Raw genomic sequence first — 25,558 nt, 5'->3', positions numbered from 1 at the left:
CGTCGCGGAACACCGCGCAGTTGGTCTGCATGACCTTCTGCATCCTGAGGCGCAGTGCCGACGTCGGCTCGCTGCCCTTGGCGTAGCGATAGCGGTCGAGACGTGAAAGCGACGCCTCCGTTGCGGCCTTGACGAAATCCGGCTGCGACGCGCCCTTTTCAATGGACGACGCGCAGCGCAACGCCGCCGCGCGCCCGAACACAACCAGATCGATGAGCGAATTGGAGCCGAGCCGGTTGGCGCCATGCACCGATACGCACGCCGCTTCGCCGATGGCCATCAGGCCCGGCACGATATGATCGGGATTGTCCCCTTTGAGGGTCAAGACCTCGCCGTGATAGTTGGTCGGGATGCCACCCATGTTGTAGTGCACGGTCGGCAGCACGGGGATCGGCTGGCGCGTGAGATCGACGCCCGCGAACACCTTCGCGCTTTCCGTGATGCCGGGCAGCCGCTCGGCCAGAATCTTCGCGTCGAGGTGGTCGAGGTGGAGATAGATGTGGTCCTTGTCGGGACCGACGCCCCGCCCCTCGCGGATCTCGATCGTCATCGAGCGGCTGACGACGTCGCGCGAGGCGAGATCCTTCGCATGCGGCGCATAGCGCTCCATGAAGCGCTCGCCCTGGCCGTTCGTGAGATAGCCGCCCTCGCCGCGCGCGCCCTCGGTGATCAGCACGCCGGCGCCGTAGATGCCGGTCGGGTGGAATTGCACGAACTCCATGTCCTGCAGCGGCAGACCTGCGCGCAGCACCATGGCATTGCCGTCTCCGGTGCACGTGTGTGCCGACGTGCAGGAGAAATAAGCGCGCCCGTATCCGCCCGTCGCCAGGATGGTGCGCTTGGCGCGGAAGCGGTGGATGGTGCCGTCTTCCATGTTGAGGGCGATGACGCCGCGGCACGCGCCGTCCTCGTCCATGAGGAGATCGAGCGCGAAGTACTCGATGAAGAACTCCGCCGAATGCCGGAGCGACTGCCCGTAGAGCGTATGCAGCATCGCATGGCCGGTGCGGTCGGCGGCGGCGCACGTGCGTTGCGCAGGCGGTCCGGATCCGAACTCGGTCGTCATGCCGCCGAACGGGCGCTGGTAGATCTTGCCGTCCTCGGTCCGCGAGAACGGCACGCCGTAATGCTCGAGCTCGTAGACCGCATCGGGCGCATGCCGGCAGAGGTACTCGATGGCGTCCTGATCGCCGAGCCAGTCCGAGCCCTTGACGGTGTCGTACATGTGCCAGCGCCAGTTGTCTGGGCCCATGTTGCCGAGCGAGGCGGCAACGCCGCCCTGTGCCGCGACGGTATGCGAGCGCGTGGGAAACACCTTGGTGAGGCACGCCGTCTTGAGGCCCGCTTCGGCCGCCCCCAGCGTCGCGCGCAGGCCCGCTCCGCCCGCACCGACCACGATCACGTCATAGGTATGATCGAACGTCGGGTAGGCCTTGCCGCTGATGGCCGGAGCGGCGACCGAAGGAGCCGGATCCTTTCCGTTGGTCTTGGCCATCTGCGCGCTAGCCTCCGAACGTGAGCTTGAGGATGGAAAGCGCGCCCGCCGCCGCGACGGCGATCGCGAAGAAGGTGTTGAGCATCAGAAGCAAGATCTTGGCCCCTTCGCCGTGTACATAGTCCTCGATGATGACCTGCATGCCGATACGCATATGGATCGCGGCGGACACAAGGAACAGGATGAGCGCCAGCGCCACCAGCGGGTGCGCAAGCGTCCGCACGACTGTCGCGTGATCGGCTCCTGCGAGACTGACGGCGAGCCCGATCGCGAAAATGGCGAGGATGAGGTTGGCGACGGCCGTCACCCGTTGCAGCCAGAAGTGATCTGCGCCCTCCTTGGCCGAACCGAGCCGGCGGACCTCCTTCAGCGGCGTGCGCATGCTCATGGCGTGGCGCCTCCCGACGAAAGCACATAGCCCCAGATCGCCAGCGTCAGCGTCGCGGAAATGGCGAGCGTTCCCCACGATAGCAAATCGATCGTCGCCAGCTCGTAGCCATGCCCCGTATCCCAGATGAAATGCCGGATCCCGCCGACGAGGTGGTGCAGCAGCGCCCAGGTGTAGCCGAAGAGCACGATGAGCCCCGGCCAGGTTCCGAGAAGCCCGGTGACATGGGAGAAGGTATCCGGTCCGCTCGCCGCCGCGATGAGCACCCATACCACCAGCAACGTGCCGACATAGAGCGCCGCACCCGTGAGGCGATGCAGGATCGACATCACCATGTTGATCAACGGGCGGTAGATTTGCAGGTGTGGCGAAAGCGGACGAGCCGCTGGCGAGCCATGCTTGGCCTTGGCGTCAGCCATCTGTTGTTTGATCCCTGAATGCCGAAGCGCCATCAAGGCGCAATTTGCCTTTTAGCGCGCGCAACCCAGCGGGGCAATTCGCCAAATGGTACGCGTGCCGTAACCGATCGCCGCGCGGCAATGGCGATTTCCCCGCTCAGGTTAGCGAGGCGACGATGGCGCGTCCAAGCCCTTGTCCACTCTCGTAAGCGTGCTCCGCAAGTCGCCCGAGGCACCAGTCGCCGGCCGCACCGAGCTTGTAATGCGTGGAGTAGATGAACGACTCCCCGAGCGATTGGTCGACCAGACCATGGGTCCAGAGATGCGCGCTCATTTGTTGCGGCGTGACGGCAGGTAGGCCGAGCTGGCGCGTCACCTCGGACCACAGTTCCTGCGCCACCGCTTCAGGATCGGCATCCTCTGTCTCGCGGCTCCAGTTCGGAGACGCATGGACCACGATCGTCTCGCCCCCGCCGCTCGATGTGCGCCCCGGCTTCGAGCTGTTGCGGGCGATCCAGCGCAGCACCTCGGACATGTCCGAAAAGACGTCCTGGTCGGGCAGCGTACGCTCCGCGAGCCGCACCATCACCGCCCAGGTCGGCATCATGCGCACGCGCGAGAGCGCCTCGTCCATGCCTTCGACGCGTCCCAGCAGCAGGCGGGCCGCCGGCGCCGGAACAGCCACCGCAACCGCCGCGAACGGCCCGACGTTGGTCTGGTCCTCGAACCAGATCATCCAACCTTTATCGGTCTGGCTCAGCGTGTGGACTTTCTTGCCCATGTGCACGCGCACGCTCTCGGCCAACGGCCGCACGATCGAGCTCATGCCCGGTGTGCCGACATACCAAGTGTGGAGCTGCACGCCCTTGTTTTCGCCCGAAGTCGTCTTGGGATCCCAGCGGGCCGCGTATCCGGACGCCACAAGCTCATTGATATAGGAGCGGAATTTGTCTCCCCGAGCCGTGAGATACTGAGCGCCGGCATCGAAAGCGACGAGCCCGTTGCGGATCGTCGCGACGCGTCCGCCGAGGGTTTTCTCCTGCTCGAAAATTTCGACGAAGCATCCGGCACGGCGAAGGGCGGACGAGCACGAGAGCCCGGCCAAGCCTGCACCGATGACAGCGACCTTGTGGGTCAAGGATCAACTGGCGGCAGAGGCCGCCCCTCCGAACACGAAAATTTCGACTGTCGCGACGGACCGCGTCGGCAGCCCTGAAACAAGGGATGAATCGCCAACGATTTGCAACTACTCAGACCGCACTTCGGATCGATCCATCCGTCTACGGCGGCAGGCGGCGCGATCTTGGTGCGAAAATGCCGGGCAAAAACGCCCGTCAGCGGGGTAACAGGAGCCAGACGTCGAGATCGAGGATGACGCCATCCGCATACTCGCCGCTCTCCTTTTTGAAAGGAAAGCCGCTCGCGTCCTGGTTCTTGACCGCCACCAGCCGAGTCCTGAGCGCCCCGACGTCGCTCCGCCCGGGCAGCTCGGCCTTCTCCAGCACCTCCGACCATGCGTACACGGTGTCGCCGGCAAACAGCGGCGCCACGTGCCGGCCGCCGTTGATGGCTGCGATGTGGAACGCGTTGTTCATGCCGTTGAACGAGAGCGCTCGGGCAAGCGAGATGGTGACGCCGCCGTAGACGATGCGCTTTCCGAACCGGCCTTTCGACTCAGTATGCTGATTGAAGTGGACCTTTGCCGTGTTTTGGTAGAGGCGCGTCGCCATCTGGTGCTCGGCTTCCTCGAGCGTCATGCCATCCACATGGTCGATCTTTTCGCCGACCGCATAGTCGCCCCAGCGGTAGGGAGCCCCAGCCTCGGCGAAGTTGTAGGCCTCGATGTCGAGCGGCGGCACCGCCCCGCCGATGTCCTTGGGATCGACACGGTCGGGAAGTTGCGGCACCACGGCCTCGGGAGCTGGCGAAGCCTTGTCCCGCTTCCGCACCATCACCCACCGCGTGTACTCGAGGACGATCTCGCCCTTCTGGTTGCGGCCCGTCGAACGGACGTACACCGTCCCCGTCTCACGGTTGGAGTTTTCCTTGATGCCGATCACCTCGGACACGGTCGATAGCGTATCGCCGGGGTAAGCAGGTTTGAGGAACCGCCCGCCCGCATAGCCGAGATTGGCGATGGCGTTGAGCGAGACGTCCGGCACGGTTTTTCCGAACACGACGTGGAACAGCAGCAGGTCGTCAACCGGGGAGCGCGGATAGCCGATGGCGCGGGCGAACTGATCCGAGGATTGCACGGCAAAGCGCGGACCGTAGAGGCTCGTATAGAGCGCCACGTCGCCTTCGGTCAGCGTGCGCGGCGTGGCGTGGTTCAGGATCTGCCCAACGCTGTAGTCCTCGAAGAAGTTGCCCGGGTTGGTCTTGGTCATCGCTCTCGTCGGTCCTGCCAATGAAATTCAGACCGTCCTATGCCACTTTCGGCACCGAGATGCGAGTGCGCCATTTCGCTCGCCGCCAAGCGCGAGAGGACCCCAGTCCGTCCGCGATGACGAGGTTAATCGCACTAGAACCAGTCCTCGATCTCCTTCACGGAGTTGGCGATGGCCACCGTCCGCTTCGCCTGCACGAGATGCAGCCGCTCGACCATCTTCCCCCCGACCGTGATGACGCCCTTGCTGGCGTTTTCGGGCTCGTCGAAGGCGCGGATGATCTTCTTTGACCAGTCCACCTCTTCGTCCGTGGGCGAAAAGATCTCGTTGCACGGCGTCACCTGCGAAGGATGGATCAGCGTCTTGCCGTCCATCCCGAGCGTGCGCCCGTGCTCGCATTCGTTGCGGAATCCCTGCTCGTCCTTGAAGTCGTTGTAGACGCCGTCGATGATGTCGAGGCCGTAGCCGCGCGCCGCCACCACGGTCAGCGCCAGCCATGGCACGACCGCGAAGCGATCGTGCAGCGCCCGCGCTCGGCTTTCCTTCAGGAGATCGTTGGTGCCCATCACCATGCAGACGAGCCGGTTTTCGGGATCCGCACCTACGGCCGCGATCTGGGCTCCATGCAGGATCGACAGCGGCGTCTCCATCATGGCCCATAGCTTGGTTTTCTCGGGAGCATTCACCGATTTGAGGATCTTGGCCGCGCTGATGATGTCGCCCGGATGCTGCACTTTCGGAATCAGGATCGCATCCGGCGCGGCCGATGCCGCGGCTAGGATGTCCGCCGTGCCCCATGCCGTTTCCAGCGCATTCGGCCGGATGATGACTTCACGCCGCCCGTAGCCGCCCTCCTTCACCGCCGCGACCACCTTCGCGCGCGCTTCGATCTTGGCGTCCGGCGCGACCGAATCCTCGAGATCGAGGATGACGGCATCGGCCGGGAGCGACCGCGCCTTCTCCAACGCACGATCGTTCGCGCCGGGCATATAGAGAACGCTGCGCCGCGGGCGGATGGGAGCCATTGTATCTCTCTCCTCGTTGCTCGGAGGCCATTGAGATGCTGCAGTGCAAACGTTAGACCAAACCCGGGGCGCGACCAACGCGACCAATGTTCAATTCACGGGAATTGTCATCGGTCGGTGAAAGCGGTTCGGATATGAGAGTGGACAGGGCAGGGACCGGGCACAGGGACGATTGAGCGGAATGGGCACCGTCATCGCAATCTCCTCGTTCGTGGCACGTGGCACCGTCGGGCTCAGGGCCATCATGCCCGCGTTGGATCGCATGGGCCACGAAACCATCGCTTGTCCGACCATCGTACTGTCGAACCACCTCGGGCATGCGCGGGCCGCAGGCAGTCCGGTCGCGGCTGAAACGTTGTCGGCAATGCTCGGCGCCCTCGAGGCCAACGGCTGGCTGGCCCGGGTGGATGCCCTGCTGACCGGCTACCTGCCGAGCCCCGAGCATGTCCGTATCGTGGAGGCGGCCATCACGCGTCTCCGCGCTGTGCGGCCCGACGCGCTGATCGTATGTGACCCCGTCCTTGGAGACGATCCGGAGGGGCTCTATGTGCCCCAGAGCGTCGCCGAGAGCGTGCGCGACCACTTGGTTCCGCTCGCCACCCACATGAAGGTCAATCGCTTCGAGCTGGAACTGCTCTCCGGCAAGCCGGTGCAGACGGCAGCGGACGTCGTGGCGGCGGCGCGCGCGCTCCCGCCCCCGGTCGCGCTGGCGAGCTCCATCACCGCGCCGGGCGATCGGTTGGCCAACATCATCGTCACGCGCCGGCGCGCCGATGCCTGCACCGTCCCCCGCGAGAGCGGCGTTCCCCACGGTACGGGCGACCTTTTGGCGGCGCTCTTCACGGCCCATCTGCTCGACGGCGAGGGCCCGCAAACGAGCGCAGCGTTCGCGGCAGGTGGCGTCGCGAGAGCCATCGCGCAAAGCCGGGGCACCGACGAGCTTCAGCTGGCGGGCACGGCGGGGTGGCATGAAGCCCCGCCGCTTTCCCTGGCCGGAATCGATTGACTCCTGTGCGCCACTGACGCTACCAGGGGAAAGCCAAGCCTATGGCAAATCAAAAAGATTTGAAGGGAAGCGATGGTCCGGAAGCTCCGCGGCGCTCTTGAGTTCATTAGCCACCATGAAGCCTCCGGCGGCGTCTTTCTGCTCTTGGCCGCGCTCCTGGCGCTGGTGCTGGCGAACTCGGCCGCTGCACCGCTCTATGGAGCCCTTCTCGATGCGCACCTGTCGCTGCAAATCGGCGAGTTTGGCGTCGACAAGAACCTCCTGCATTGGATCAACGATGGGCTGATGGCCGTCTTTTTCTTTCTCGTCGGCCTCGAGATCAAGCGCGAGCTGGTCGAGGGCGAGCTCTCGACGGTCAGGCAGGCGGCACTGCCGGCCGTCGGCGCGCTCGGAGGTATGGTGGTCCCCGCGTTGATCTACGTCGCGCTGAATGCGGGCGACGAGCACGCTTTGCGCGGATGGGCCATCCCGACGGCAACCGACATCGCATTTGCTGTCGGCGTGCTGGCGTTCGTCGGCTCCCGCATCCCGGCCTCGCTGAAGATTTTTCTGCTCGCCCTGGCCATCATCGATGATCTGGGTGCCATTGTTATCATTGCGCTCTTCTACACGGCCAACCTGTCGCCGGAGGCGCTGGGCCTGGCTGCCGTGGGGATCGCGGGATTGGTGCTCCTCAACAGAAGCGGCGTGACGCGCACCGCGCCGTACGTGCTGCTGGGTGTGTTCGTCTGGCTCTGCGTGTTGAAATCCGGCGTCCATGCAACGCTCGCAGGTGTTGCCACCGCCTTGGCCGTTCCCTTGACGCCGTACGAGGAAGGCGGACGAACGGAGTCTCTTGCCGCCCGCCTGCAGGGAAGCCTCCACCCCTGGGTGACGTTCGGCGTGCTGCCGGCATTCGCCTTTGCCAATGCCGGCGTCTCGCTCTCGGGCGTCTCGCTGGAAAAGCTCCTGAGCCCGATCCCGCTCGGCATCGCGCTCGGCCTGCTCATCGGCAAGCCGGTCGGAGTGCTTCTCTTCGCGCGGATTGCGGTCGCACTCGGGATCGGGACACGGCCCGAGGGCAGCACGTGGCTTCAGCTGTTCGGGGTCGGCATTCTCGCCGGCATCGGCTTCACCATGAGCCTCTTCATCGGCATGCTGGCATTTCCACAACCGGAATACGCGGCCGACATCCGCATCGGCGTTCTGGCCGGCTCCATCTGCTCCGCAGTGCTCGGCTATCTGCTGTTGCGCCGCGCCGCGCCGTCACCCGCGACGTTGCCACCCTCGTGAGATCATAGGCGAGCCGGCGTTACCGCCCCGTGGCCTCGGCACGCGCACGCAACCCGCTGCGAGCCTTGTACTTCTGCGTGAGGCCGTCCCATTCGATCTCGAGCGAGCCGCCGGTTGTCTTGTGCTGGCGGTCCCAGTTCGTGAGCAGATCGATGCACGCATGATCGATGTAGTCGAGGTCATCGATGTGCACGTGCACGTGCGTGTTGGGCTTTAGCTGCTCGAGCTCGCTCGCGAGCAGGGGGAGACGGATCAGCGTCGCCGCACCCTTGAGGCGCAGGTCCACGCGGTTGCTCGCGGGATCCTCCGTCTTCTCCACTTCCAGGTGCGAGAAGGCATAGAGCAGCTTCAGGAGCGACAGCACCAGTCCGACCACGACGCCTGCCAGCAGGTTCGTCGCGACGATGGTGGCGATCGTGATGAAATAGATTGCAACCTCACTCGTGCCGAACTTCTGCAGCGTCGGCACGATCTTCGGATAGGCGAGCTTGTAGCCCGTGAAGACCAGCACCGCCGCCAGCGCCGAGATTGGAATGTAGGAGAGCGTCCACGGCAGCGCGCTGGCGAAAATCAGAAGCCAGATGCCGTGTAGGATTGCGGAGGCCCTTGTCACGGCGCCTGCGTCCACGTTCGCGCTCGACCGCACGATGACGCCGGTCATCGGCAGCACGCCGAGCAGGCCGCAGATGGTATTGCCGACGCCCTGCGCGGAAAGCTCCTTGTCGTACTTGGTGCGCGGCCCGCTGTGCATCTGGTCGACCGCGGTGGCGCAGAGCAGCGTCTCGGCACTGGCGATGAAAGCGATCGAGATGGCGCCGATGAGGATGGGAGCCTCGACGATGCGCGCGAGGTTGTCGATCGTCGGAAATGCCACCGTGGACCAGATGTTGTTCGGCACCTCGACATAGTGGATGTCCGAAAGCCCGAGCAGTCCGGCCGCCACCATGGCGACGATCACGCCGACCAGAGGAGCCGGCATGAGCCGCCAGGATTTTGGGGTATAGGACCAGCCGGCGATCGTCAGGATCGTGAGCAGCCCGATGGCGCCGGCCTTGAGGCGGTGGTCGCCTGCCTCGATGGCCGCCATCAGCGCGCCGGGCATGCCGATCAGGTTCTGAATGCCGGTCCCGATCGGCTTGCCGTCGAGCATGACGTGGAACTGAGCCACCAGGATCAAGACGCCGATGCCGGCCAGCATGCCGTGGATCACCGCGGGCGACACGGCGCGGAACCATTGTCCGAGCTTGAAGATTCCGGCTGTGAGCTGCAGCAGGCCTGCGAACAGCACCACCACGCCGAGCATCTCGACGCCGTTGGCCTGCACGAACTGCAGTACGAGGACGCTGAGCCCCGCCGCCGGTCCGCTCACCTGGAGCGGCGAGCCGGCGAGCGCGCCGACGATGATACCGCCGATGATGCCGGTGATGATGCCGGCCGTGGGCGGCATGCCGGAGGCGATGGAGATGCCCATGCACAGGGGCAGCGCGACGAGGAAGACGACGACAGACGCCAGCAAATCCCGGCTGAGAGTGGACGTTGATGCCTGCTCGGTCATTCCCCTTCGTGCCAAGCCCTGTCAGGATCGACACGCCCCATTGATAAATCCGTTGTTGGTATGGCCGTCTGAGCCAAAAACCGGCGGACGATAGCGGCTGTGCCAGCTTGTCGCAACCGTAAGTAGGAGAGGGGAGGGGCAGGAATTGAGTTTGTAAGGTTGCTGCTGCGGGGGTGCGACGATTGCTTGCTCGCGTGCTTCTCTGCTTAGAGTAAGAACACACACGGTAAACGAGCGTCCGCTAGGGACGCCCGGACCAAAAGATCCGGTTCCTTCAAACTGGGCTGATCCGCATGTCGAGCTTCCCCGAAAAACTCACCGACCGCTTCCGCCGCTTCAAGCATCGCCATTTCGTTCCCAACGCCGACCAATACGAGGAGCTGGCCACCTACGGCCAGGATCCCGAGGTCATGATCATCTCCTGCTGCGACAGCCGCGTCGATCCGGAGACGATCTTCACGGCCATGCCGGGCGAGATGTTCGTGGTGCGTAACGTGGCCAACCTGGTGCCGCCCTACGAGACCGGCGGCAAGTACCACGGCGTCTCGACGGCGATCGAGTTCGCGGTCATGAACCTGCGCGTGAAGCACCTGATCGTCATGGGGCATTCGGGCTGCGGCGGCATCAAGGCTGCCCTCGACCAGAGCGCCGCCATCCAGACGGAAGCCATGTTCATCTCGCGCTGGATGTCGATGCTGGACGAGGCCCGCCTTCGCGTCGTATCGGCCCACCAGATGGCGCCTGCGGCCGAGAAGTTGAAGTATCTTGAGCTGGAGGGCATCAAGAACTCCATCAAGAACCTGCGCACCTTCCCCTTCGTGAAGAAGGAGGAGGACAAGGGCCGCCTGTCGCTGCACGGCGCATATTTCGATATCGCCACCGGCACGTTGAGCGTCCTCAACCACTCCCGCGGCGAGTTCTTCGCGCTCTAGGCGTCGGCCGGAATCGGATTACGGAGAGGAGCTTTTCGCCGCCCGCGCCGCCTCGATGGCGGGGAGCAGTTTGCTCTTGAGGCTCTCCTCCGAGATCGGGCCCACGTGCTTGAAGGCAATTCTGCCGGCGCCGTCGATCACGAACGTTTCCGGCATGCCGTAAACGCCCCACTCGATGGCGTTGCGCCCCGCGCGATCGGTGCCGACCGCGGTGAACGGATTGCCGTAGCGCCCGAGGAAGCGCCGCCCGGCCTTGGGCTGATCCTTGTAGTTCACGCCATAGATGTCGACGCCCGAGCGCGCCTTGAGGGCGATCAGCAGCGGATGCTCCTCGATGCAGGGGCCGCACCACGAGGCCCAGAAGTTCACCACCGAAACGCGGCCTTTCGCGAGATCGGCGGCGTGGAAGCCGGAAACCGCCTGCCCGTTGTCGAGAAGCCCTTCGAGTGCCGGGAAATCCGTCTGCGGCACCGCCCGCCCGATCAGCGCCGACGGCAGTTTGGAGGGATCGCCCGAGGTCAGCGCGAACGCAAACAGCCCGGCCATGACCACGAAAATGATGAGCGGCGCGAACACCCAACTGCGCCCTCCGGCGCGCGCGGTGGACGTGTCCTTCTCGTTACCGGAGGAAATGCTCATGCCCCGTCCTGCTTCGGCCCGGGTTCGGAGCGGCGCTTGAGTCCGCGCCGGTCGGCATCTTGCAGAGCGGCCGCCTGCCGCCTGCCGTCGAAAAACGTCCAGCCGATCAGGGCTCCGACGATGGCGACGAACGCCGCATAGGACGCCCAGATGAATGCCGCGTGCGGTCCGAGATCCATGGGCTACTCCGCGCGCGCCGAGAACAGCCGCTCGCCACGTTCGACCTCGGCGAGCCGCAGGGTTTTGACCCGCCGCCTCAGGATCTCGTTCTGCATGCCCTTGAGATGCAGTGCGATGAACAGCAGCGTGAACCCGATCGCCGCAATGAGAAGCGGCGTGCGCATGCTGGGATCCACAGTCGAGGTGAAGGCGGTCGAGGGCTGGTGCAGCGTGTTCCACCAGTCGACCGAGAACTTGATGATCGGCAAAATCGCGACCCCGACCAGGGCCAGCACGGCGGTGAGCTTGCCGGCGAGCGCCTCGTCGTCGAGCGACGAGCGCAACGCAATCAGCCCGAGGTAGAGGAAGAACAGGATCAGCACCGACGTCAGCCGGGCATCCCACACCCAATACGTGCCCCACATCGGTTTGCCCCACAGCGATCCCGTGATGAGCGCTGCCAGCGTGAACGCAGCGCCGATCGGTGCTGCAGCTTTTGCCGAGACATCCGCCAGCGGATGGCGAAACACGAGCAGGCCGAAGCTCGAGATGGCGACGATCGAGTAGCCCATCATTGCCAGCCATGCCGACGGCACGTGGATGTACATGATTTTGACCGTCTCGCCCTGCTGGTAGTCGGGCGGCGCCACGAAGAACACGAGATACATCGCATAGGCGATGAAAAGGGCCGCGCCCGCCGTCACCCAGGGCAGGGCGGCGCGCGAGATCTCCATAAAGCGGGTCGGATTGGCGAGGCGTTGCGTCAGCGTTTGCATGGCTTCATCTAAAGCGCTTGCGGAAAAGTGGAAACCGGTTTTTCCGACAAGAAGTGCGCGAAAGTGAGGACGTCCGGAGATGTGGGAACGCATTTTCGGGCCGGAAGGGCGTTAAGCAATATTTAGGTTGGCCGCAGCGGCACGAATTTGTGGCCGTCCTCTCTCACCTCTACGAGAGCTGGAGGCGCAGCGCCGCGGCCGCCGCAATCGGGGCCAGCGCCACCGAGGCAAGCGAGGTCGCCGAAAGAATGAGGAACGAAGCCGAAAAGCCCTCCTGCCCGAGGTTCGCGAACCCTATGGCTGAAATGCCGAAAATTAGGGTTGGGATATAGAGCGGCAGCACCAGGAGCGCGAGCAGCAGCCCCCCGCGTCGCGCTTTCAGCGTCAAGGCTGCCCCGACGCTGCCCAGGAAGCTGATGGCAGGCGTGCCGGCCAGCATGGTCGCAACCAACACCGGCGCAATCGCAATGTCGAGATTGAGCATCAGTCCCAGCACCGGCGCCAGGAGTGCGAGCGGGATGCTTGTCGAGACCCAGTGCGCCAGCGCTTTGGACGCCACCGCCAGCTCGAGTGGCAGCGGTGCCGTCGCCATCACCTCGAGCGATCCGTCCTCGTGATCGGCTTCGAAGACACGCGGCAGCGAGAGCAGCGCCGCCAGGAGCAGCGCGATCCAGAGAATGCCGGGCGCGATCCGGCCCAGCAGCTTGAGATCGGGCCCGAGCCCGAGCGGCAGCATCGCCACCACGATCAGATAGAAGCCGAGTGCCGTCCCGAGAGCGGCACCCTCGCGCACCGCCAGCGTGAGATCGCGTTTGAAGAGCGCGAGGAAGGGGCTCACGGCTGCGCCTCCGGGGAAAGGTCGGCAGCGCCTTTCGCGCCCAGCCGCAGATAGGTCGGCTCCTCGAGGCCGAGCGGCAGGTGCGTGGCGGCGATCACGAGCCCGCCGCCGGCAAGATGCTCTTGGATCAGCCCCGCGAGAAGCTCCGTCGAGGCCGCATCGAGCGACACCGTCGGCTCGTCGAGAAGCCAGATCGGCCGTGCCGCAACGCTGAGGCGCGCCAATCCGAGGCGCCGCTTCTGCCCGGCGGAAAGAAGCCCCGCGGGATAGTCTGCGAGCGCTCCGAGTCCGAAAAGCGACAGCGCGTGATCCACCTTGTCGCTGACGGCGGCGCGGTCTCCGCCCTCGAGATAGGCGGCCCAGAAGGCAAGGTTTTCCGCCGCCGTGAGATTGCTCTTCACACCCGTGAGGTGACCCACGTAGTGGCTGAGCTCTGCAATATCCCGATCTGAGGTGTCGCCTTTGAGTGAGATCACGCCGGCAGAGGGCGGGATGAAGCCGGCGATGGTTCGGATCAGCGTCGTCTTGCCGGCACCGTTGGGGCCGACAACGAGAAGCGCCTCGCCGGCACGCGCCGTGAAGGACAAATCGGAGATGACGGTCCGCGTCCCGCGTTCGACCGTGAGATGATCCGCATGAAGAAGCAAATGATCGACCGGTTCCCGCTAGGCTTTGGTCTGCGACAAACTAAGGTATGCAAAATTTACAAGCACGAGCGTGCTAGTTCTCGACTTTCGCTGCCTATATAATTGGCTTGCTTCGCGCTTCGCCACTGCAAAAGATGGGCTCTCCCGCTGCTCGGCGGGCAAAGTCACGGCGGCGCAACGCAACGCGTTCATTTCTGGCGTACCGCCGATCAAATCCTGCTTCGAGGAGAAGAAACGTGAGCGCTCCCACGACCGTCACATCTGCGCCGGCCTCTCTGGACAGCTTCAAGTGCAAGAGGACACTCACGGTCGAAGGTCAGACCTACGTCTACTACTCCCTTCCGGAGGCCGAGAAGAACGGCCTCGCCGGGATTTCGAAGCTTCCCTATTCGATGAAGGTGCTGCTCGAGAACCTGCTCCGTCATGAGGACGGCCGCTCGGTGACCAAGGCCGATATCGTTGCCATGGCAGAGTGGCTGACGAACAAGGGCAAGGCGGAGAAAGAGATCGGCTTCCGCCCAGCGCGCGTCTTGATGCAGGACTTCACGGGCGTTCCCGCCGTGGTCGACCTCGCCGCCATGCGCGACGGCATGCTGACGCTCGGCGGCGACGCCAAGAAGATCAATCCGCTGGTACCCGTCGACCTTGTCATCGACCATTCGGTCATCGTCGACGCCTTCGGCAACGCCGATGCCTTCGGCAAGAATGTCGAGCTCGAATACGACCGCAACGGCGAGCGCTACGTGTTCCTGAAGTGGGGCCAGGATGCCTTCGCGAACTTCCGCGTCGTGCCGCCCGGCACCGGTATCTGCCATCAGGTGAACCTCGAATACCTGGCGCAGACCGTATGGACGGCCAAGTCGTCCGACGGCGAGATCCTGGCGTACCCCGATACGCTCGTCGGCACCGACAGCCACACCACCATGGTCAACGGCCTCGCCGTGCTCGGCTGGGGCGTGGGTGGCATCGAGGCGGAAGCGGCCATGCTCGGCCAGCCGCAGTCGATGCTGATCCCCGAGGTGATCGGCTTCAAGCTGACCGGCGCATTGCTGGAAGGTGTCACCGCCACCGATCTCGTGCTCACCGTCACGCAGATGCTGCGCAAGAAGGGCGTGGTGAACAAGTTCGTCGAGTTCTTCGGGCCCGGTCTCGACAGCATGACGCTCGCTGATCGTGCCACCATCGCCAACATGGCGCCCGAGTACGGCGCCACCTGCGGCTTCTTCCCGGTCGACGGCGAGACGCTCAACTATCTCACCGTTTCCGGGCGCGAAGCGTCGCGCATTGCCCTCGTGGATGCCTACTCCAAGGCCCAGGGCCTGTTCCGCACCAAAGAGGCCGGTGATCCCGTTTTCACCGATACGCTCGAGCTCGATCTTGCCAGCGTCGTGCCGTCCATGGCCGGACCGAAGCGGCCGGAGGGGCGCATCGCGCTGCCCGACGTCAAGTCTGGCTTCCTCACCGCGCTTGAAACGGAATACAAGAAGCCGGGCGAGACCGCCAAGCGCTCCGCCGTCGAGGGCCGCGACTTCGATCTCGGCCACGGCGACGTGGTGATCGCCGCCATCACTAGCTGCACCAACACGTCGAACCCGTCGGTGCTGATCGCAGCCGGCCTGCTCGCGCGCAACGCTGCCGCCAAGGGTCTGACGTCGAAGCCCTGGGTCAAGACGTCGCTCGCACCTGGGAGCCAGGTCGTGGCCGCCTACCTCGCCAAGTCGGGACTGCAGAAGGACCTCGACAAGATCGGTTTCAATCTCGTCGGCTTCGGCTGCACCACCTGCATCGGAAACTCCGGGCCACTCAATCCCGAGATCTCGAAATCGATCAACGACAACGGGCTCGTGGCTGCTGCTGTTCTGTCGGGCAATCGCAATTTCGAAGGCCGCGTCAGCCCCGACGTGCAGGCCAACTACCTCGCCTCCCCGCCGCTCGTCGTCGCCTATGCGCTGGCCGGCACGGTTGGGCGCGACCTCTCGACGGAACCGATCGGCACCGGCAGCGACGGAAAGCCGGTCTACCTGAAGGACATTTGGCCCTCGAACCGGGAGGTGCAGAAGTTTATTGCCGAGAATATCTCGCGCGACCTGTTCCAGACCAAGTATGCCGACGTCTTCAGCGGCGACGACCATTGGCGCACCATCAAGGCCGGCTCGGGCCTCACTTACGGCTGGGACGCCAAGTCCACCTACGTGCAGAACCCGCCTTACTTCAGAGGCATCACCAAGACCGCGCGGCCCATCACCGACATCGAGGGCGCGCGGGTTCTCGCGCTCTTCGGCGACAAGATCACCACCGACCACATTTCACCGGCCGGATCCATCAAGACGGCGTCGCCGGCCGGCAAGTATCTGATCGATGAAGGCGTGCAGCCCGCCGACTTCAACCAGTACGGCACCCGCCGCGGCAATCACGAGGTGATGATGCGCGGCACCTTCGCCAACATCCGCATCAAGAACCACATGGTGAAGGATGCGGCCGGCAATGTGGTCGAAGGCGGCTACACGATCCATCACCCATCGGGCGAGAAGCTGGCCATCTACGACGCGGCGCAGCGCTACGCCGCGGAAGGCGTGCCGCTCGTCGTCTTCGCCGGCGTCGAGTACGGCAACGGCTCGTCGCGCGATTGGGCCGCGAAGGGCACCAACCTGCTCGGCGTCAAGGCGGTCGTTGCACAGTCGTTCGAGCGCATTCACCGCTCCAACCTGGTCGGCATGGGGATCGTGCCGTTCGTGTTCGAGCAAGGCACGAGCTGGCAGTCGCTCGGCCTCGACGGCACCGAGAAGGTAACACTGAAGGGCTTGGCCAGCGTCCGGCCGCGCCAGGTGGTGGAAGCCCTGATCGTCAAGGAAGACGGCAGCAAGCTCACCGTGCCCCTGATCTGCCGCATCGATACGCTGGACGAGATCGAGTACTTCAAAAACGGCGGCATCCTCCAGTACGTGCTGCGAAATCTGGCCGCCTGACGAGGCACCACGGCCGGCGATCCCTTTAAATGCGCTACGCCTCCGTATCCGGCGGGTCTGGACCACGGGCGGGTCAACCCCTATTTGTTACAATGTACGGGACGGCCCCGAGGCCGGGCCCCGGTCGAGACCATGCAGTTTGGATCGTGTGGAAAGCACGTCTCTCATGCGCCGTTTGGCGAATTGCTCCTTTGCTCTCCTGTTTGCGCCAGCCCTTGCCGTGGCCGAGACACCGGATGCGCCGGCTGGTGTGCAGGCGTCTCCGCCGCTCGCCGTCATCGAGATGTACACGAGCCAAGGCTGCTCCGACTGCCCCGCCGCCGATGCCCTTCTGAAACGGTACCTCGACAACAACAACATCCTTGGCCTGACGTTGCCGGTCGACTATTGGGACTACCTCGGCTGGAAGGACACGCTCGCCGGCTCGCGCAACGGCGAACGCCAGCGCGAATACGCGGAGCGCTTCGGCATCGGCACCGTTTATACGCCGCAGGCGGTGGTGAACGGCGCCGCCGAGGTCATCGGTTCGAGCGCATCCGAGATCGATCGCGCCATCAGCGCCACCGAGACCGCGCTCTCGATCAGCCGCGTGCCCGTGCATTTCTGGCACTACGGCAACAGCGTCGTCATCGAGGCCGGCTCCGCTCCCCAGGATGCTGATCCGAAGGAAGCCACGATCTGGCTCGCGGTGGTGCAGAAGAAGATCGAGGTCGCGGTCAAGGGCGGCGAGAACAAGGGCAAGACGCTGACCTACTACAACGTCGTGCGCGAGCTGACGCCGGTGGGCGTCTGGAACGGCCGCCCGACGACCATCCGTCTCGCCCGCGCCGATATCATGCGCCCCGAGACCGAGGAGCTGGTCGTGCTCATTCAGGAATCTCGCGCCGGCCCCATCATCGGCGCCGCCCGCCTCGGCGACTAGTCGGCGTTGCCCGCCGACGCCGGTGGGCGTCAGGTCGAATGCTCCCGACACGGGGATCAGTTTACCGACAGCCGCGGAGCGCAACTTGCGCTGAGGCGCTTATCCTTCCACCGTCGAAAACAATGCGGCGGATCGAATCTTCCGGCCCAAATTCCGCGCATTTCCGCCTTCGCCTCTCGCTCTTCGAGCGCGTAGACGTTGGGCGTTCTATGATAGACAACCGCAGCACCGGCATGCACCAGCTCGGCGTTTACCAGCGTCCCGTCTTCGATATAACAAACAACCCACGGCCTTCCGTCTGAACGCTTGCCAACCGTTTTGCATGTCACTAGTCGCCCATCGACAAGATCAGCGAGAATTTTCCGCGAGACCTCTCCGCATTGGTACTTTTGACCGCCGGCATCCTCGCACCACTGGTCGCTTTCAGGTGCATCGACCCCGAAGAGCCTGGCGTCCACGTCACCGAGCAGCAAATCGTCTCCGTCCATGGCGACTGCCGGACCTATAAGATCCTGAAGTTCCCTTGGCTGAGAACCGACGACGAGAAAGCCGATCGTCGTTAAAAAGATCACAGTTGCAATCGCTATGGCTGCGTACCGATACAAAGATGCCATTGGGCCCTCAAACCTGTCTGGCCAGCCAGTTCCGCGGTGGCAGTCCCCACGCGAGCTACGCCCAAGCGGACATGCCGCACAAGCTACTTCTGAGCCGGTGGTTTTTCTATAGCACCTTCACCGTTTTAAGAGGGATTTACCAGCCTCGGGCCCTAGGCATCGCCGCTCCTGCCCTCGGCCGACCTTGATCAACGTCCGTCGATGACCGCATGGGGTGCTGGCGAAAAGTGTCCCGCGTGCGCACGCGATAGATCGGGAGCGCAAGCGCGCTTACCGGCACGTCCACATCAGGCCGCGGTCGAAGTGGAAATGGTTGGCGTGCGAGGCGTTGAACTCGGGGCCGAGCGCCACGCGGAAATAGCGGCAGCTCCGCCGGTGCACCTCGCGCAGGAATGTCGCCTCCGGCCCCTTGCTCTTCCAGTCACGCAGCACCGAGATCGAACGCCCGTCAGCGAGCGTGAAACCCGAGATATCGATCGCATTGGCGGCCGCGTGCTGACTGCGCACGCCCTTCCAGAACGGATTGCCGACGATGTTGCGGCAATCGTAGGTGCCCATGTCGCCGAGCCGCACGACCTCCTGGCCGAACATCTCGCGCGCCAGCGGTTGCACCTCGTGCTGCACCCACAGCGTCAGCGCCGCCGCCATCTCGCAGGTCAGGGGCTCGACGCCGATCTTGGCACCGCCGGTGTGGGTGAACTTCACCGCATTCACCCAGCCGCAGTTGTTGTCCGTGAGCCGGTCCGGGATCGGCGACGCATCGATGAACGGCTCCTTGAGCACCGTCCGGCAGAGTGCTGGATCGAACCGCAGCGCCGAAAGCCGCGGATCGACGAGCAGCGACGGACGCTCGTCGAGGGAGATGGCGCTGAGCGGAATGAAGCGCTGTGGAATGAGGCCGAACCAGGAGCCGCCGGCAATGCCCACGAACAGAAAGAGAAGGAGGAGGATCTTCGCGAACAGATGACGTGGCCGCTTCTTCGCCGACTGATCCATTGGCTTCCCCCCGCAACCCCGATATGCCCGCCCCCGGGCAGACGTGTCCCCTGGGCTAGCCTAGAGCGCTTCCGGAAAAGTGGGAACCCGGGTTTTCGGCAGCGATCCGCCGGCGGACTGACCGCGGCGATCCGAGACGCAGCGCGTCAGAAATCGCTGACGATGCCGCCCTTTTCCCAATCGCCGTAGCGCGTCGGTTCGGGTCCATCCCGGCCGCCGATCTCCGACGGCCGGGCATGAGCTGCGCGCTCGGCCGCAGCCCGCCGCTCGGCCGCTTCGGCAAGGGCACGCTCTGCGGCGGGCGAAAGCGGCTTGCGCGGAGGCGCAGCGACCGCTTCGACGCTTTCGGAGCTGTTTTTCTCGAGCGATGTCATTGCAGCGGCCCGCGCAAACATTTCCCTAGGGATGCTGGCCGTTGGACGGCCGCTTTCCTATATAGCATGGCCGAAGAGTGGCGCGATGCGGCCGATGAGCGGCGCGCGCCGTACGATTGTGGAGTGACGCAATGCCGATGAACTACGCCAGGACGGCGCTTCTGCTCGCGGCCCTGACCGCGATCTTCGTCGCCATGGGCGCCGCGATTGGCGGCCAGCAGGGCATGGTCATCGCCTTCGTTGCGGCGCTCGCCATGAACCTGTTCAGCCTCTGGAACTCGGACAAGATGGTGCTGCGCATGTTTGGCGCCCAGGAGGTGGACGAGCGCACGGCCCCTGACTATTACAACCTCGTGCGCGACCTCGCGCGCCGCGCCGATCTTCCCATGCCGCGCGTTTTCATCATGCACAATCCGCAGCCGAATGCGTTTGCGACCGGCCGCAGCCCGTCGCGTGCCGCGGTCGCCGCAACCTCCGGCCTGCTTGAGATGCTTTCGCGCGAGGAAGCAGCCGGCGTCATTGCCCACGAGCTCGCACACATCAAGAATCGCGACACGCTGACCATGGCCGTCGCCGCCACCATCGGCGGCGCCATCTCCATGCTCGCGCAGTATCTGCAGTTCGGCATGCTGTTCGGCGGCCACCGCGACGAGCGCGGCGGCGGCATCGGCATGATCGGCGCCCTTCTCGCCATGCTCGTTGCTCCCTTCGCCGCCATGCTCGTGCAGATGGCCATTAGCCGCTCGCGCGAGTATCAGGCAGACCGTATGGGCGCGCTCATCTGCGGCAACCCGCGCTGGCTCGCCTCCGCGCTTGTGAAGATCGACCGCGCCGCGCGCCGTATCCCGAATGAGGAGGCCGAAGCCGTGCCGGCGGCAGCCCACATGTTCATCGTCAATCCCTTGACCGGCCAGGGTATGGACAGCCTGTTCTCGACCCATCCCAATACCGAGAACCGCATTGCCGCCCTCGAGGCGCTGGCCCAGGAGCTGGCGCGCGAAGGTATCGATGTGGGTGCGCCGCTTGCCGACGACCGGCGCGGCGACGACGAAGGTCCCTGGTCCAGTCCGCCCTCCCGGGACTCAGGCTCCTCCCGCGGCCCCTGGGGCTAAGGCGCGAATCCGTTAGGGCGCGTGGGTGCTCTCCGCTTGACGCCTGCCTTTGCTCCCGCCAAGGAAGCGCATGCCGATGAAACCACCCCCGAAGCACCCTGCTGCGAAGCGGAAGGGCCCAGAGCGCCCGCGCCGGCCGGAGGCGCAGCCGAAAAAGCCCGCGGGCTTCGGCGCGCGCGAGGTCGCGGTTGCGTGCCTGACGAGCATCCTCCATCGCGGTCGCCCGCTGGATGATGCCTTCGACGCCGCCGCGAGCAAGGCTGGCGCACTCGAATCCCGCGACCGCGCCTTCGCGCGTCTCGTGGTCATGACGGTGCTCCGCCGCAAGGGCGAGCTTGCGGCCACCGTCTCGTCGTTCCTCGAAAAGCCGTTGCCTGACGACACTGGACGCTTGTGGCCCATCCTGCTCTCGGCATCGGCTCAGCTTCTGATCCTGGAGACGCCGCCGCACGCCGCCATCAGCCTCGCCGTCGACCAGTGCCGCGCCGATCCCAAGGCGCGCCGCTTCGACCGGTTGGTCAACGCCGTCCTGCGCCGTGTGGCGGCAACGGGCAAAGAGAGGCTCGGCGGAATTGACCCGATTGCCGCCAACATCCCGCCCTGGCTTCTTGCCCGCTGGAGCGAGGCCTACGGCGAAGCGCAGGCCCGCGAGATCGCCGAGGCGTCACTCACCGAGGCGCCGCTCGATCTCTCCGTCAAATCCGATGCCGAGGCGTGGGCCTCGCGCTTCGGCGGCCTTTTGCTTCCGACCGGCACGGTCCGCATCCGCCGCGCGAGTGCCGGCCGCATCGAGGAGATGCCGGGATATGCCGACGGTGCATGGTGGGTCCAGGATGCCGCCGCAGCCCTTCCCGTGCGCCTGCTCGGAGCCGTCGCCGGTCGCGACGTCGCCGACCTGTGCGCGGCCCCGGGCGGCAAGACCGCGGAGCTCGCGGCCGCCGGCGCCAATGTCACCGCTGTCGACCAGTCCCCCGCACGCCTGGCGCGCCTGCGCGAGAACCTGGCACGTCTCAAGCTCGACGTCGCGGTGGTCGAGGCCGACGTGCTGGCTTGGGACCCCGGCCGCACGTTCGACGCCGTGCTTCTCGACGCGCCGTGCAGCGCCACCGGCACGATCCGCCGCCATCCGGACATTCTGCATCTGAGGCGCAAGGACGATACCGGGGAGCGCGTCGCGTTGCAGCAGCGTCTCATCGACAGCGCGGCCCGCTGCGTCGCGCCCGGTGGCCGCCTCGTCTACGCCACCTGCTCGCTCGAGCCCGAGGAGGGCCAAGCCCAGATTGCGCGCTTCCTGGCGTCGAACCCGGATTTTGCGCGTGTTCCGGTCGTCGCAGGCGAGGCCGGCATCGACGGGGCCTGGATCTCGGCCGAGGGCGATCTGAGAACACTGCCCTGCCACCTGAAGCAGCCGGATGCAGAGCTGTCCGGCCTGGATGGATTTTATGCCGCACGCCTTGAAAGACGCGGCTGAGCGGCATGCTTTCCACCTCCTTGTACGTGCCGCCGATTGAGAGCGGAAGCCGGCGTGCTACCATTGCCGGCGCTATCTGACCGGGCGCAGAGGAAAAGCATGGCCTCCCGGCTCAAGCTATCGGAACGGATTAGGATTACGCATCTCGCTGCAGATCGTCTGCGGCGCGAAGCGATCTCGTCCGTACTTTATTCGCCACCCTTCCGCTGGCAGTTCGGCGCCTCGGCGGCCGAGCAGCTCCTCATCGTGCCGCAGGATTTGCGAACCGCCGATCCGAGCTTCTGGGACGAGGTGGAGGTCGGCCAGTTTGGGCTCGCGGGGTCTGTTGCACTCGCCGATGACGTGTCGCCCTTCGACATCATTCCGCCGAGCGAAGGCTGGACGCGTGCATTGCACGGGTTCGCCTGGCTCCGCCATCTTGCCGCCGCCAACCGTCCCGAAGCGCGCGAGACGGCACAACTTCTTGCGGCCGAGTGGGCCATGCGCCATCGCGGCGGCAGCGGCATAGCCTGGGAGCCCCATATCATCGGGCGCCGTCTGATTTCGTGGATCTCCCATTCGAGTCTGCTGCTGGAGGACGCGGATCCCGAGACCTACGACATCGTCACCGAAAGCCTCGGCATCCAACTCGTCCGCCTCAGCGCGGGCTGGCGCACCAGCCCGAGCGGCTACCCGCGCTTGCTGTCGCTTCTGTCGCTGTTGCTCGCCCAACTCTGCATCTCCGGTCACGAGGGCCACGTGCCGGAGACGGAAAAACTGTTCGTGCAGGAGTTGGACCGTCAGATTTTGCCTGACGGCGGTCACATCGGCCGTAATCCCGGCATCCTCGTCGAGCTGATTCTGGACCTCCTCCCGCTGAGCCAGTGCTTCGCGGCCAGGAGTCGTGCCACGCCGCCGGAATTCGCCGCCGCTTTGAAGGCCATGCTCGGCATGTTGAAGTACATGCGCCTCGGCGACGGCATGCTGGCGCGCTTCAACGGCATGGGCGTCGCCTCTCCCGCAGGCCTCGCGACCGTCCTGGTCTACGACGACAATCCCGGCGCCATTCCGGCGAGCGCACCGGCCTCGAGATACGTCCGTCTCGAGCGCGGTGCGTCGGTCCTCATCATGGATGCGGGTCAGCCGCCGCCACTCGAATCTGCCGCGGAGGCGCACGCAGGCTGCCTCTCCTTCGAACTCAGCGTCGGAACGTCGTTGATGCTGGTCAACGGCGGCGCGCCGTCGTCGTCCAACGCCGAATGGCGGGCGGCGTCGCGCGCCACCGCGAGCCACAACACGCTCTGCCTTGGCGAAAAGTCGTCATCGAAGCTCATTCGCCACAGGATGCTCGAAGGCCTTGTCGGCGGCGCACCCATTCGCTTTCCCGACGACGTCATGGCGAAGGTCGAGGAGCACGACGGCACGCTTGAGCTGGTTGCCGAGCACGATGGCTACATGCGCCGCTTCGATCTAATCCATCGCCGAAGGCTGGCGCTTGCCGCCTCTGGCCGCCGCCTGCTCGGCATCGACCGCATCGCCGGAAAGCATGACAACATGCGGCTGCGCCAGGATGTGCCGTTCGCCATCCACTTCCATCTTCATCCCGCCGTCCGTTGCCGCCGCGGCGACAACCCGAGCATCGCCATCATCGAGCTTGCTGGTGGCGACACCTGGTGGTTTAGCCTCGAAGGCGCGCGTCTCGCCATCGAGGAGAGCACCTATTTCGCCGATTCCGCCGGCCCCCGGAGGTCGCTGCAGATCGTCGCGCGTGGCGCCACGTTCGGCGAGACGGAAGTGCGCTGGGTGCTCGAAGGACAGGACTAGACTGTTGAAGCTTTATCGCCCGCCCGGTTCAATGCGTGCCGCACGCCGGATCGGAAAGACAAACGAGAAACGCCCAGGGACACGCCCATGAAAGACCCCAACCCGAGAATCCGCCGCGCTTTGATCTCGCTGTCCGACAAGACCGGCCTCGATGACCTGGCTCACGCGCTCGCCGAGTGGAATGTGGAGCTGATCTCCACCGGCGGCACGGCCGCCAAGCTCAAGGGGGCTGGCTTTGCCGTCCGCGACGTCTCCGATGTCACGGGCTTTCCCGAGATCATGGATGGCCGCGTGAAGACGTTGCATCCGACCATCCACGGCGGCCTGCTCGGAGTGCGCGGTAACGAGGAGCATGTTGCGGCTGCCGAAAAGCACAAGATCGCCGCCATCGATCTCCTTGTCGTGAACCTCTATCCGTTCGAAGCCACGCTCGCGAGTGGTGCATCCTTCGACGACTGCGTCGAGAACATCGATATCGGCGGTCCGGCCATGATCCGTGCGGCGGCCAAGAACCATGCCTCCGTGACCGTTATCGTCGATCGCGCCGACTACACGCCGCTGCTCGCCGACATGCGCGCCAACCACGGCAAGACGACGCCGGAGTTCCGCAAGCGCATGGCGGCCAAGGCCTACGCCCGCACGGCAGCCTATGACGGCGCCATCAGCAACTGGCTCGGCGCCGTGGCGGACGGCCCTGGAGGTGATGCCAGCGCCTTCTCCCCCACCTTCACCACGCAATACAAGAAGGCGCTCGACATGCGCTACGGCGAAAATCCGCACCAGAGCGCGGCCTTCTACGTGGCGGGCAACCCGGAACCCGGCACCGTGGCGAGCGCCAAACAGCTCCTGGGCAAGGAGCTTTCCTATAACAACGTCGGTGACAGCGAGGCCGCGCTCGAGTGCGTGAAGGCATTCACGGAGAAGCCCGCCTGCGTCATCGTCAAGCACGCCAATCCGTGTGGGGTCGCCGAGGCGGACTCGCCGCTCGCCGCCTACGATCGCGCCTACCGCACCGATCCGGAATCGGCCTTCGGCGGCATCATCGCGTTCAATCGCAAGCTGGACGGAGCCACCGCCGCTGCCATTGTCGAGCGCCAGTTCGTCGAGGTGATCCTGGCGCCGTCCGTGACCGACGAGGCGAGGGACGCGGTCTCGGCGAAGAAGAACGTTCGTCTTCTCGTCACCGGAGCATGGCCCGAAGTTGCCCCCCCGCGCCGCGATGCGCGAACGATTGCCGGCGGCCTTCTCGTGCAGGACGCCGATCTTGCGCTCTACGATCGCCTCGATGTCGTGACCAAGCGCCGGCCGAGTGCCTCCGAGATGGCCGATCTCCTGTTCGCCTGGAAGGTCGCCAAGTTCGTGAAATCGAACGCCATCGTCTATGCGAAGGACGGTGCCACCATCGGCATCGGCGCCGGCCAGATGAGCCGCGTGAACTCCTCGCGCATTGCCGCCATCAAGGCGGAGATGGCCGGGCTCGACATCAAGGGCTCGGCGGTCGCCTCCGACGCCTTCTTTCCGTTTGCCGATGGGCTGCTCGCGGCGGCCGAGGCTGGCGCCACCGCCATCATCCAGCCCGGCGGCTCCATGCGTGACGACGAGGTGATCCGCGCTGCGGACGAAGCGGGTCTCGCCATGGTCCTGACCGGCATGCGCCACTTCCGGCACTAGCCCATGATCGCTTCGGGCCCTATCCGCCCGGAGCGTGAATCATCGGGCTCAACAAAACCCATGATCGCTTCGGGCCCTATCCGCCCGGAGCGTGAATCATCGGGCTCAACAA

At 65.1% G+C, this 25,558-nt stretch carries 24 protein-coding genes; 9 read left to right on the top strand and 15 right to left on the bottom strand.

Annotated elements, in window-relative coordinates; genetic code table 11:
* The 6 genes from sdhA to QZV93_RS13390 form a co-directional block, all read right to left on the bottom strand.
* The coding region (sdhA, locus tag QZV93_RS13415; protein ID WP_295559132.1) for a succinate dehydrogenase flavoprotein subunit at nucleotides 1–1,495 on the bottom strand (1,495 nt) is incomplete at its 3' end.
* A 7-nt stretch (nucleotides 1,496–1,502) separates the two neighbouring features.
* Nucleotides 1,503–1,883: a succinate dehydrogenase, hydrophobic membrane anchor protein gene (gene sdhD, locus QZV93_RS13410; protein ID WP_295559131.1), complete on the bottom strand. Its 381-nt coding sequence runs from the start codon at nucleotides 1,881–1,883 to the stop codon at nucleotides 1,503–1,505.
* Nucleotides 1,880–2,302 carry a succinate dehydrogenase, cytochrome b556 subunit gene (sdhC, locus tag QZV93_RS13405; RefSeq protein ID WP_295559130.1) on the bottom strand — a complete coding sequence of 141 codons (423 nt, stop codon included), beginning with the start codon at nucleotides 2,300–2,302 and terminating at the stop codon, nucleotides 1,880–1,882. Before sdhC ends, sdhD begins: the two co-directional genes overlap by 4 nt.
* A gap of 136 nt (nucleotides 2,303–2,438) precedes the next feature.
* Entirely contained in the window at nucleotides 2,439–3,419 is a 981-nt protein-coding gene (locus QZV93_RS13400) for an FAD-dependent oxidoreductase (protein ID WP_295559129.1), read from the bottom strand.
* 196 nt (nucleotides 3,420–3,615) lie between these two features.
* The gene (locus tag QZV93_RS13395) at nucleotides 3,616–4,668 is read right to left on the bottom strand and encodes a MaoC family dehydratase (protein WP_295559128.1); all 1,053 of its coding nucleotides are present in this window, start codon (nucleotides 4,666–4,668) and stop codon (nucleotides 3,616–3,618) included.
* A gap of 134 nt (nucleotides 4,669–4,802) precedes the next feature.
* Nucleotides 4,803–5,693: a CoA ester lyase gene (locus QZV93_RS13390; RefSeq protein ID WP_295559127.1), complete on the bottom strand. Its 891-nt coding sequence runs from the start codon at nucleotides 5,691–5,693 to the stop codon at nucleotides 4,803–4,805.
* A gap of 181 nt (nucleotides 5,694–5,874) precedes the next feature.
* On the opposite strand from QZV93_RS13390, the gene QZV93_RS13385 reads away from it, so the two are divergent.
* Together QZV93_RS13385 and nhaA are read left to right on the top strand one after the other, a co-directional pair.
* Nucleotides 5,875–6,699: a PfkB family carbohydrate kinase gene (locus QZV93_RS13385; RefSeq protein WP_295559126.1), complete on the top strand. Its 825-nt coding sequence runs from the start codon at nucleotides 5,875–5,877 to the stop codon at nucleotides 6,697–6,699.
* Nucleotides 6,700–6,771: 72 nt separating this feature from the next.
* On the top strand, nucleotides 6,772–7,971 hold the full coding sequence (nhaA, locus tag QZV93_RS13380; RefSeq protein ID WP_295559125.1) for a Na+/H+ antiporter NhaA: 1,200 nt from the start codon (nucleotides 6,772–6,774) through the stop codon (nucleotides 7,969–7,971).
* A 19-nt stretch (nucleotides 7,972–7,990) separates the two neighbouring features.
* On the opposite strand, the gene QZV93_RS13375 is transcribed toward nhaA, so the two are convergent.
* A complete protein-coding gene (locus QZV93_RS13375) occupies nucleotides 7,991–9,526 on the bottom strand; it encodes a SulP family inorganic anion transporter (protein ID WP_295559124.1) in 1,536 nt (511 codons plus the stop codon).
* 293 nt (nucleotides 9,527–9,819) lie between these two features.
* Here QZV93_RS13375 and QZV93_RS13370 point away from each other — a divergent pair, with 293 nt between their 5' ends.
* Nucleotides 9,820–10,458, top strand: a complete 639-nt coding sequence (locus QZV93_RS13370; protein WP_295559123.1) for a carbonic anhydrase — start codon at nucleotides 9,820–9,822, stop codon at nucleotides 10,456–10,458.
* An 18-nt stretch (nucleotides 10,459–10,476) separates the two neighbouring features.
* Here QZV93_RS13370 and QZV93_RS13365 read toward each other — a convergent pair whose 3' ends face one another.
* From QZV93_RS13365 to ccmA, 5 genes are all read right to left on the bottom strand, one after another.
* Nucleotides 10,477–11,097, bottom strand: a complete 621-nt coding sequence (locus tag QZV93_RS13365; protein ID WP_295559122.1) for a DsbE family thiol:disulfide interchange protein — start codon at nucleotides 11,095–11,097, stop codon at nucleotides 10,477–10,479.
* Nucleotides 11,094–11,276, bottom strand: a complete 183-nt coding sequence (gene ccmD / locus QZV93_RS13360) for a heme exporter protein CcmD (RefSeq protein WP_295559121.1) — start codon at nucleotides 11,274–11,276, stop codon at nucleotides 11,094–11,096. The genes QZV93_RS13365 and ccmD overlap by 4 nt, the downstream gene beginning before the upstream one ends.
* Before the next feature lie 3 nt (nucleotides 11,277–11,279).
* A complete protein-coding gene (locus QZV93_RS13355) occupies nucleotides 11,280–12,032 on the bottom strand; it encodes a heme ABC transporter permease (protein ID WP_295559120.1) in 753 nt (250 codons plus the stop codon).
* A gap of 169 nt (nucleotides 12,033–12,201) precedes the next feature.
* Nucleotides 12,202–12,870 (bottom strand): heme exporter protein CcmB, encoded by a 669-nt coding sequence (gene ccmB / locus QZV93_RS13350; RefSeq protein WP_295559119.1) that lies wholly within the window; start codon nucleotides 12,868–12,870, stop codon nucleotides 12,202–12,204.
* The gene (gene ccmA, locus QZV93_RS13345; RefSeq protein ID WP_295559118.1) at nucleotides 12,867–13,517 is read right to left on the bottom strand and encodes a heme ABC exporter ATP-binding protein CcmA; all 651 of its coding nucleotides are present in this window, start codon (nucleotides 13,515–13,517) and stop codon (nucleotides 12,867–12,869) included. The genes ccmB and ccmA overlap by 4 nt, the downstream gene beginning before the upstream one ends.
* A 236-nt stretch (nucleotides 13,518–13,753) precedes the next feature.
* Between ccmA and acnA the strand changes: the two genes are divergently transcribed.
* Entirely contained in the window at nucleotides 13,754–16,483 is a 2,730-nt protein-coding gene (gene acnA, locus QZV93_RS13340; protein ID WP_295559117.1) for an aconitate hydratase AcnA, read from the top strand.
* Between the two features lie 166 nt (nucleotides 16,484–16,649).
* On the top strand, nucleotides 16,650–17,405 hold the full coding sequence (locus QZV93_RS13335; protein WP_295559116.1) for a DUF1223 domain-containing protein: 756 nt from the start codon (nucleotides 16,650–16,652) through the stop codon (nucleotides 17,403–17,405).
* A 56-nt stretch (nucleotides 17,406–17,461) separates the two neighbouring features.
* On the opposite strand, the gene QZV93_RS13330 is transcribed toward QZV93_RS13335, so the two are convergent.
* The 3 genes from QZV93_RS13330 to QZV93_RS13320 form a co-directional block, all read right to left on the bottom strand.
* A complete protein-coding gene (locus QZV93_RS13330) occupies nucleotides 17,462–18,019 on the bottom strand; it encodes a thermonuclease family protein (RefSeq protein WP_295559115.1) in 558 nt (185 codons plus the stop codon).
* 270 nt (nucleotides 18,020–18,289) lie between these two features.
* Entirely contained in the window at nucleotides 18,290–19,015 is a 726-nt protein-coding gene (locus QZV93_RS13325) for an extensin family protein (protein ID WP_295559114.1), read from the bottom strand.
* A 146-nt stretch (nucleotides 19,016–19,161) separates the two neighbouring features.
* Nucleotides 19,162–19,389, bottom strand: a complete 228-nt coding sequence (locus tag QZV93_RS13320) for a DUF1674 domain-containing protein (RefSeq protein ID WP_295559113.1) — start codon at nucleotides 19,387–19,389, stop codon at nucleotides 19,162–19,164.
* 137 nt (nucleotides 19,390–19,526) lie between these two features.
* On the opposite strand from QZV93_RS13320, the gene htpX reads away from it, so the two are divergent.
* The 4 genes from htpX to purH all read left to right on the top strand — a co-directional run bounded on the left by htpX (nucleotide 19,527) and on the right by purH (nucleotide 25,446).
* Nucleotides 19,527–20,501 (top strand): zinc metalloprotease HtpX, encoded by a 975-nt coding sequence (gene htpX / locus QZV93_RS13315; RefSeq protein ID WP_295559112.1) that lies wholly within the window; start codon nucleotides 19,527–19,529, stop codon nucleotides 20,499–20,501.
* A gap of 76 nt (nucleotides 20,502–20,577) precedes the next feature.
* On the top strand, nucleotides 20,578–21,972 hold the full coding sequence (locus QZV93_RS13310) for a transcription antitermination factor NusB (RefSeq protein WP_295559111.1): 1,395 nt from the start codon (nucleotides 20,578–20,580) through the stop codon (nucleotides 21,970–21,972).
* 99 nt (nucleotides 21,973–22,071) lie between these two features.
* Nucleotides 22,072–23,775, top strand: coding sequence for a heparinase II/III family protein (locus tag QZV93_RS13305; protein ID WP_295559110.1), 1,704 nt, complete (start codon nucleotides 22,072–22,074; stop codon nucleotides 23,773–23,775).
* Nucleotides 23,776–23,862: 87 nt separating this feature from the next.
* A complete protein-coding gene (purH, locus tag QZV93_RS13300) occupies nucleotides 23,863–25,446 on the top strand; it encodes a bifunctional phosphoribosylaminoimidazolecarboxamide formyltransferase/IMP cyclohydrolase (protein WP_295559109.1) in 1,584 nt (527 codons plus the stop codon).
* Nucleotides 25,447–25,558: the final 112 nt, after the last annotated feature.

This window comes from uncultured Hyphomicrobium sp. (assembly GCF_902826555.1).
In the GTDB taxonomy this organism is placed as follows: domain Bacteria; phylum Pseudomonadota; class Alphaproteobacteria; order Rhizobiales; family Hyphomicrobiaceae; genus Hyphomicrobium_C.
This window is presented reverse-complemented; position numbering and strand designations above follow the sequence as displayed.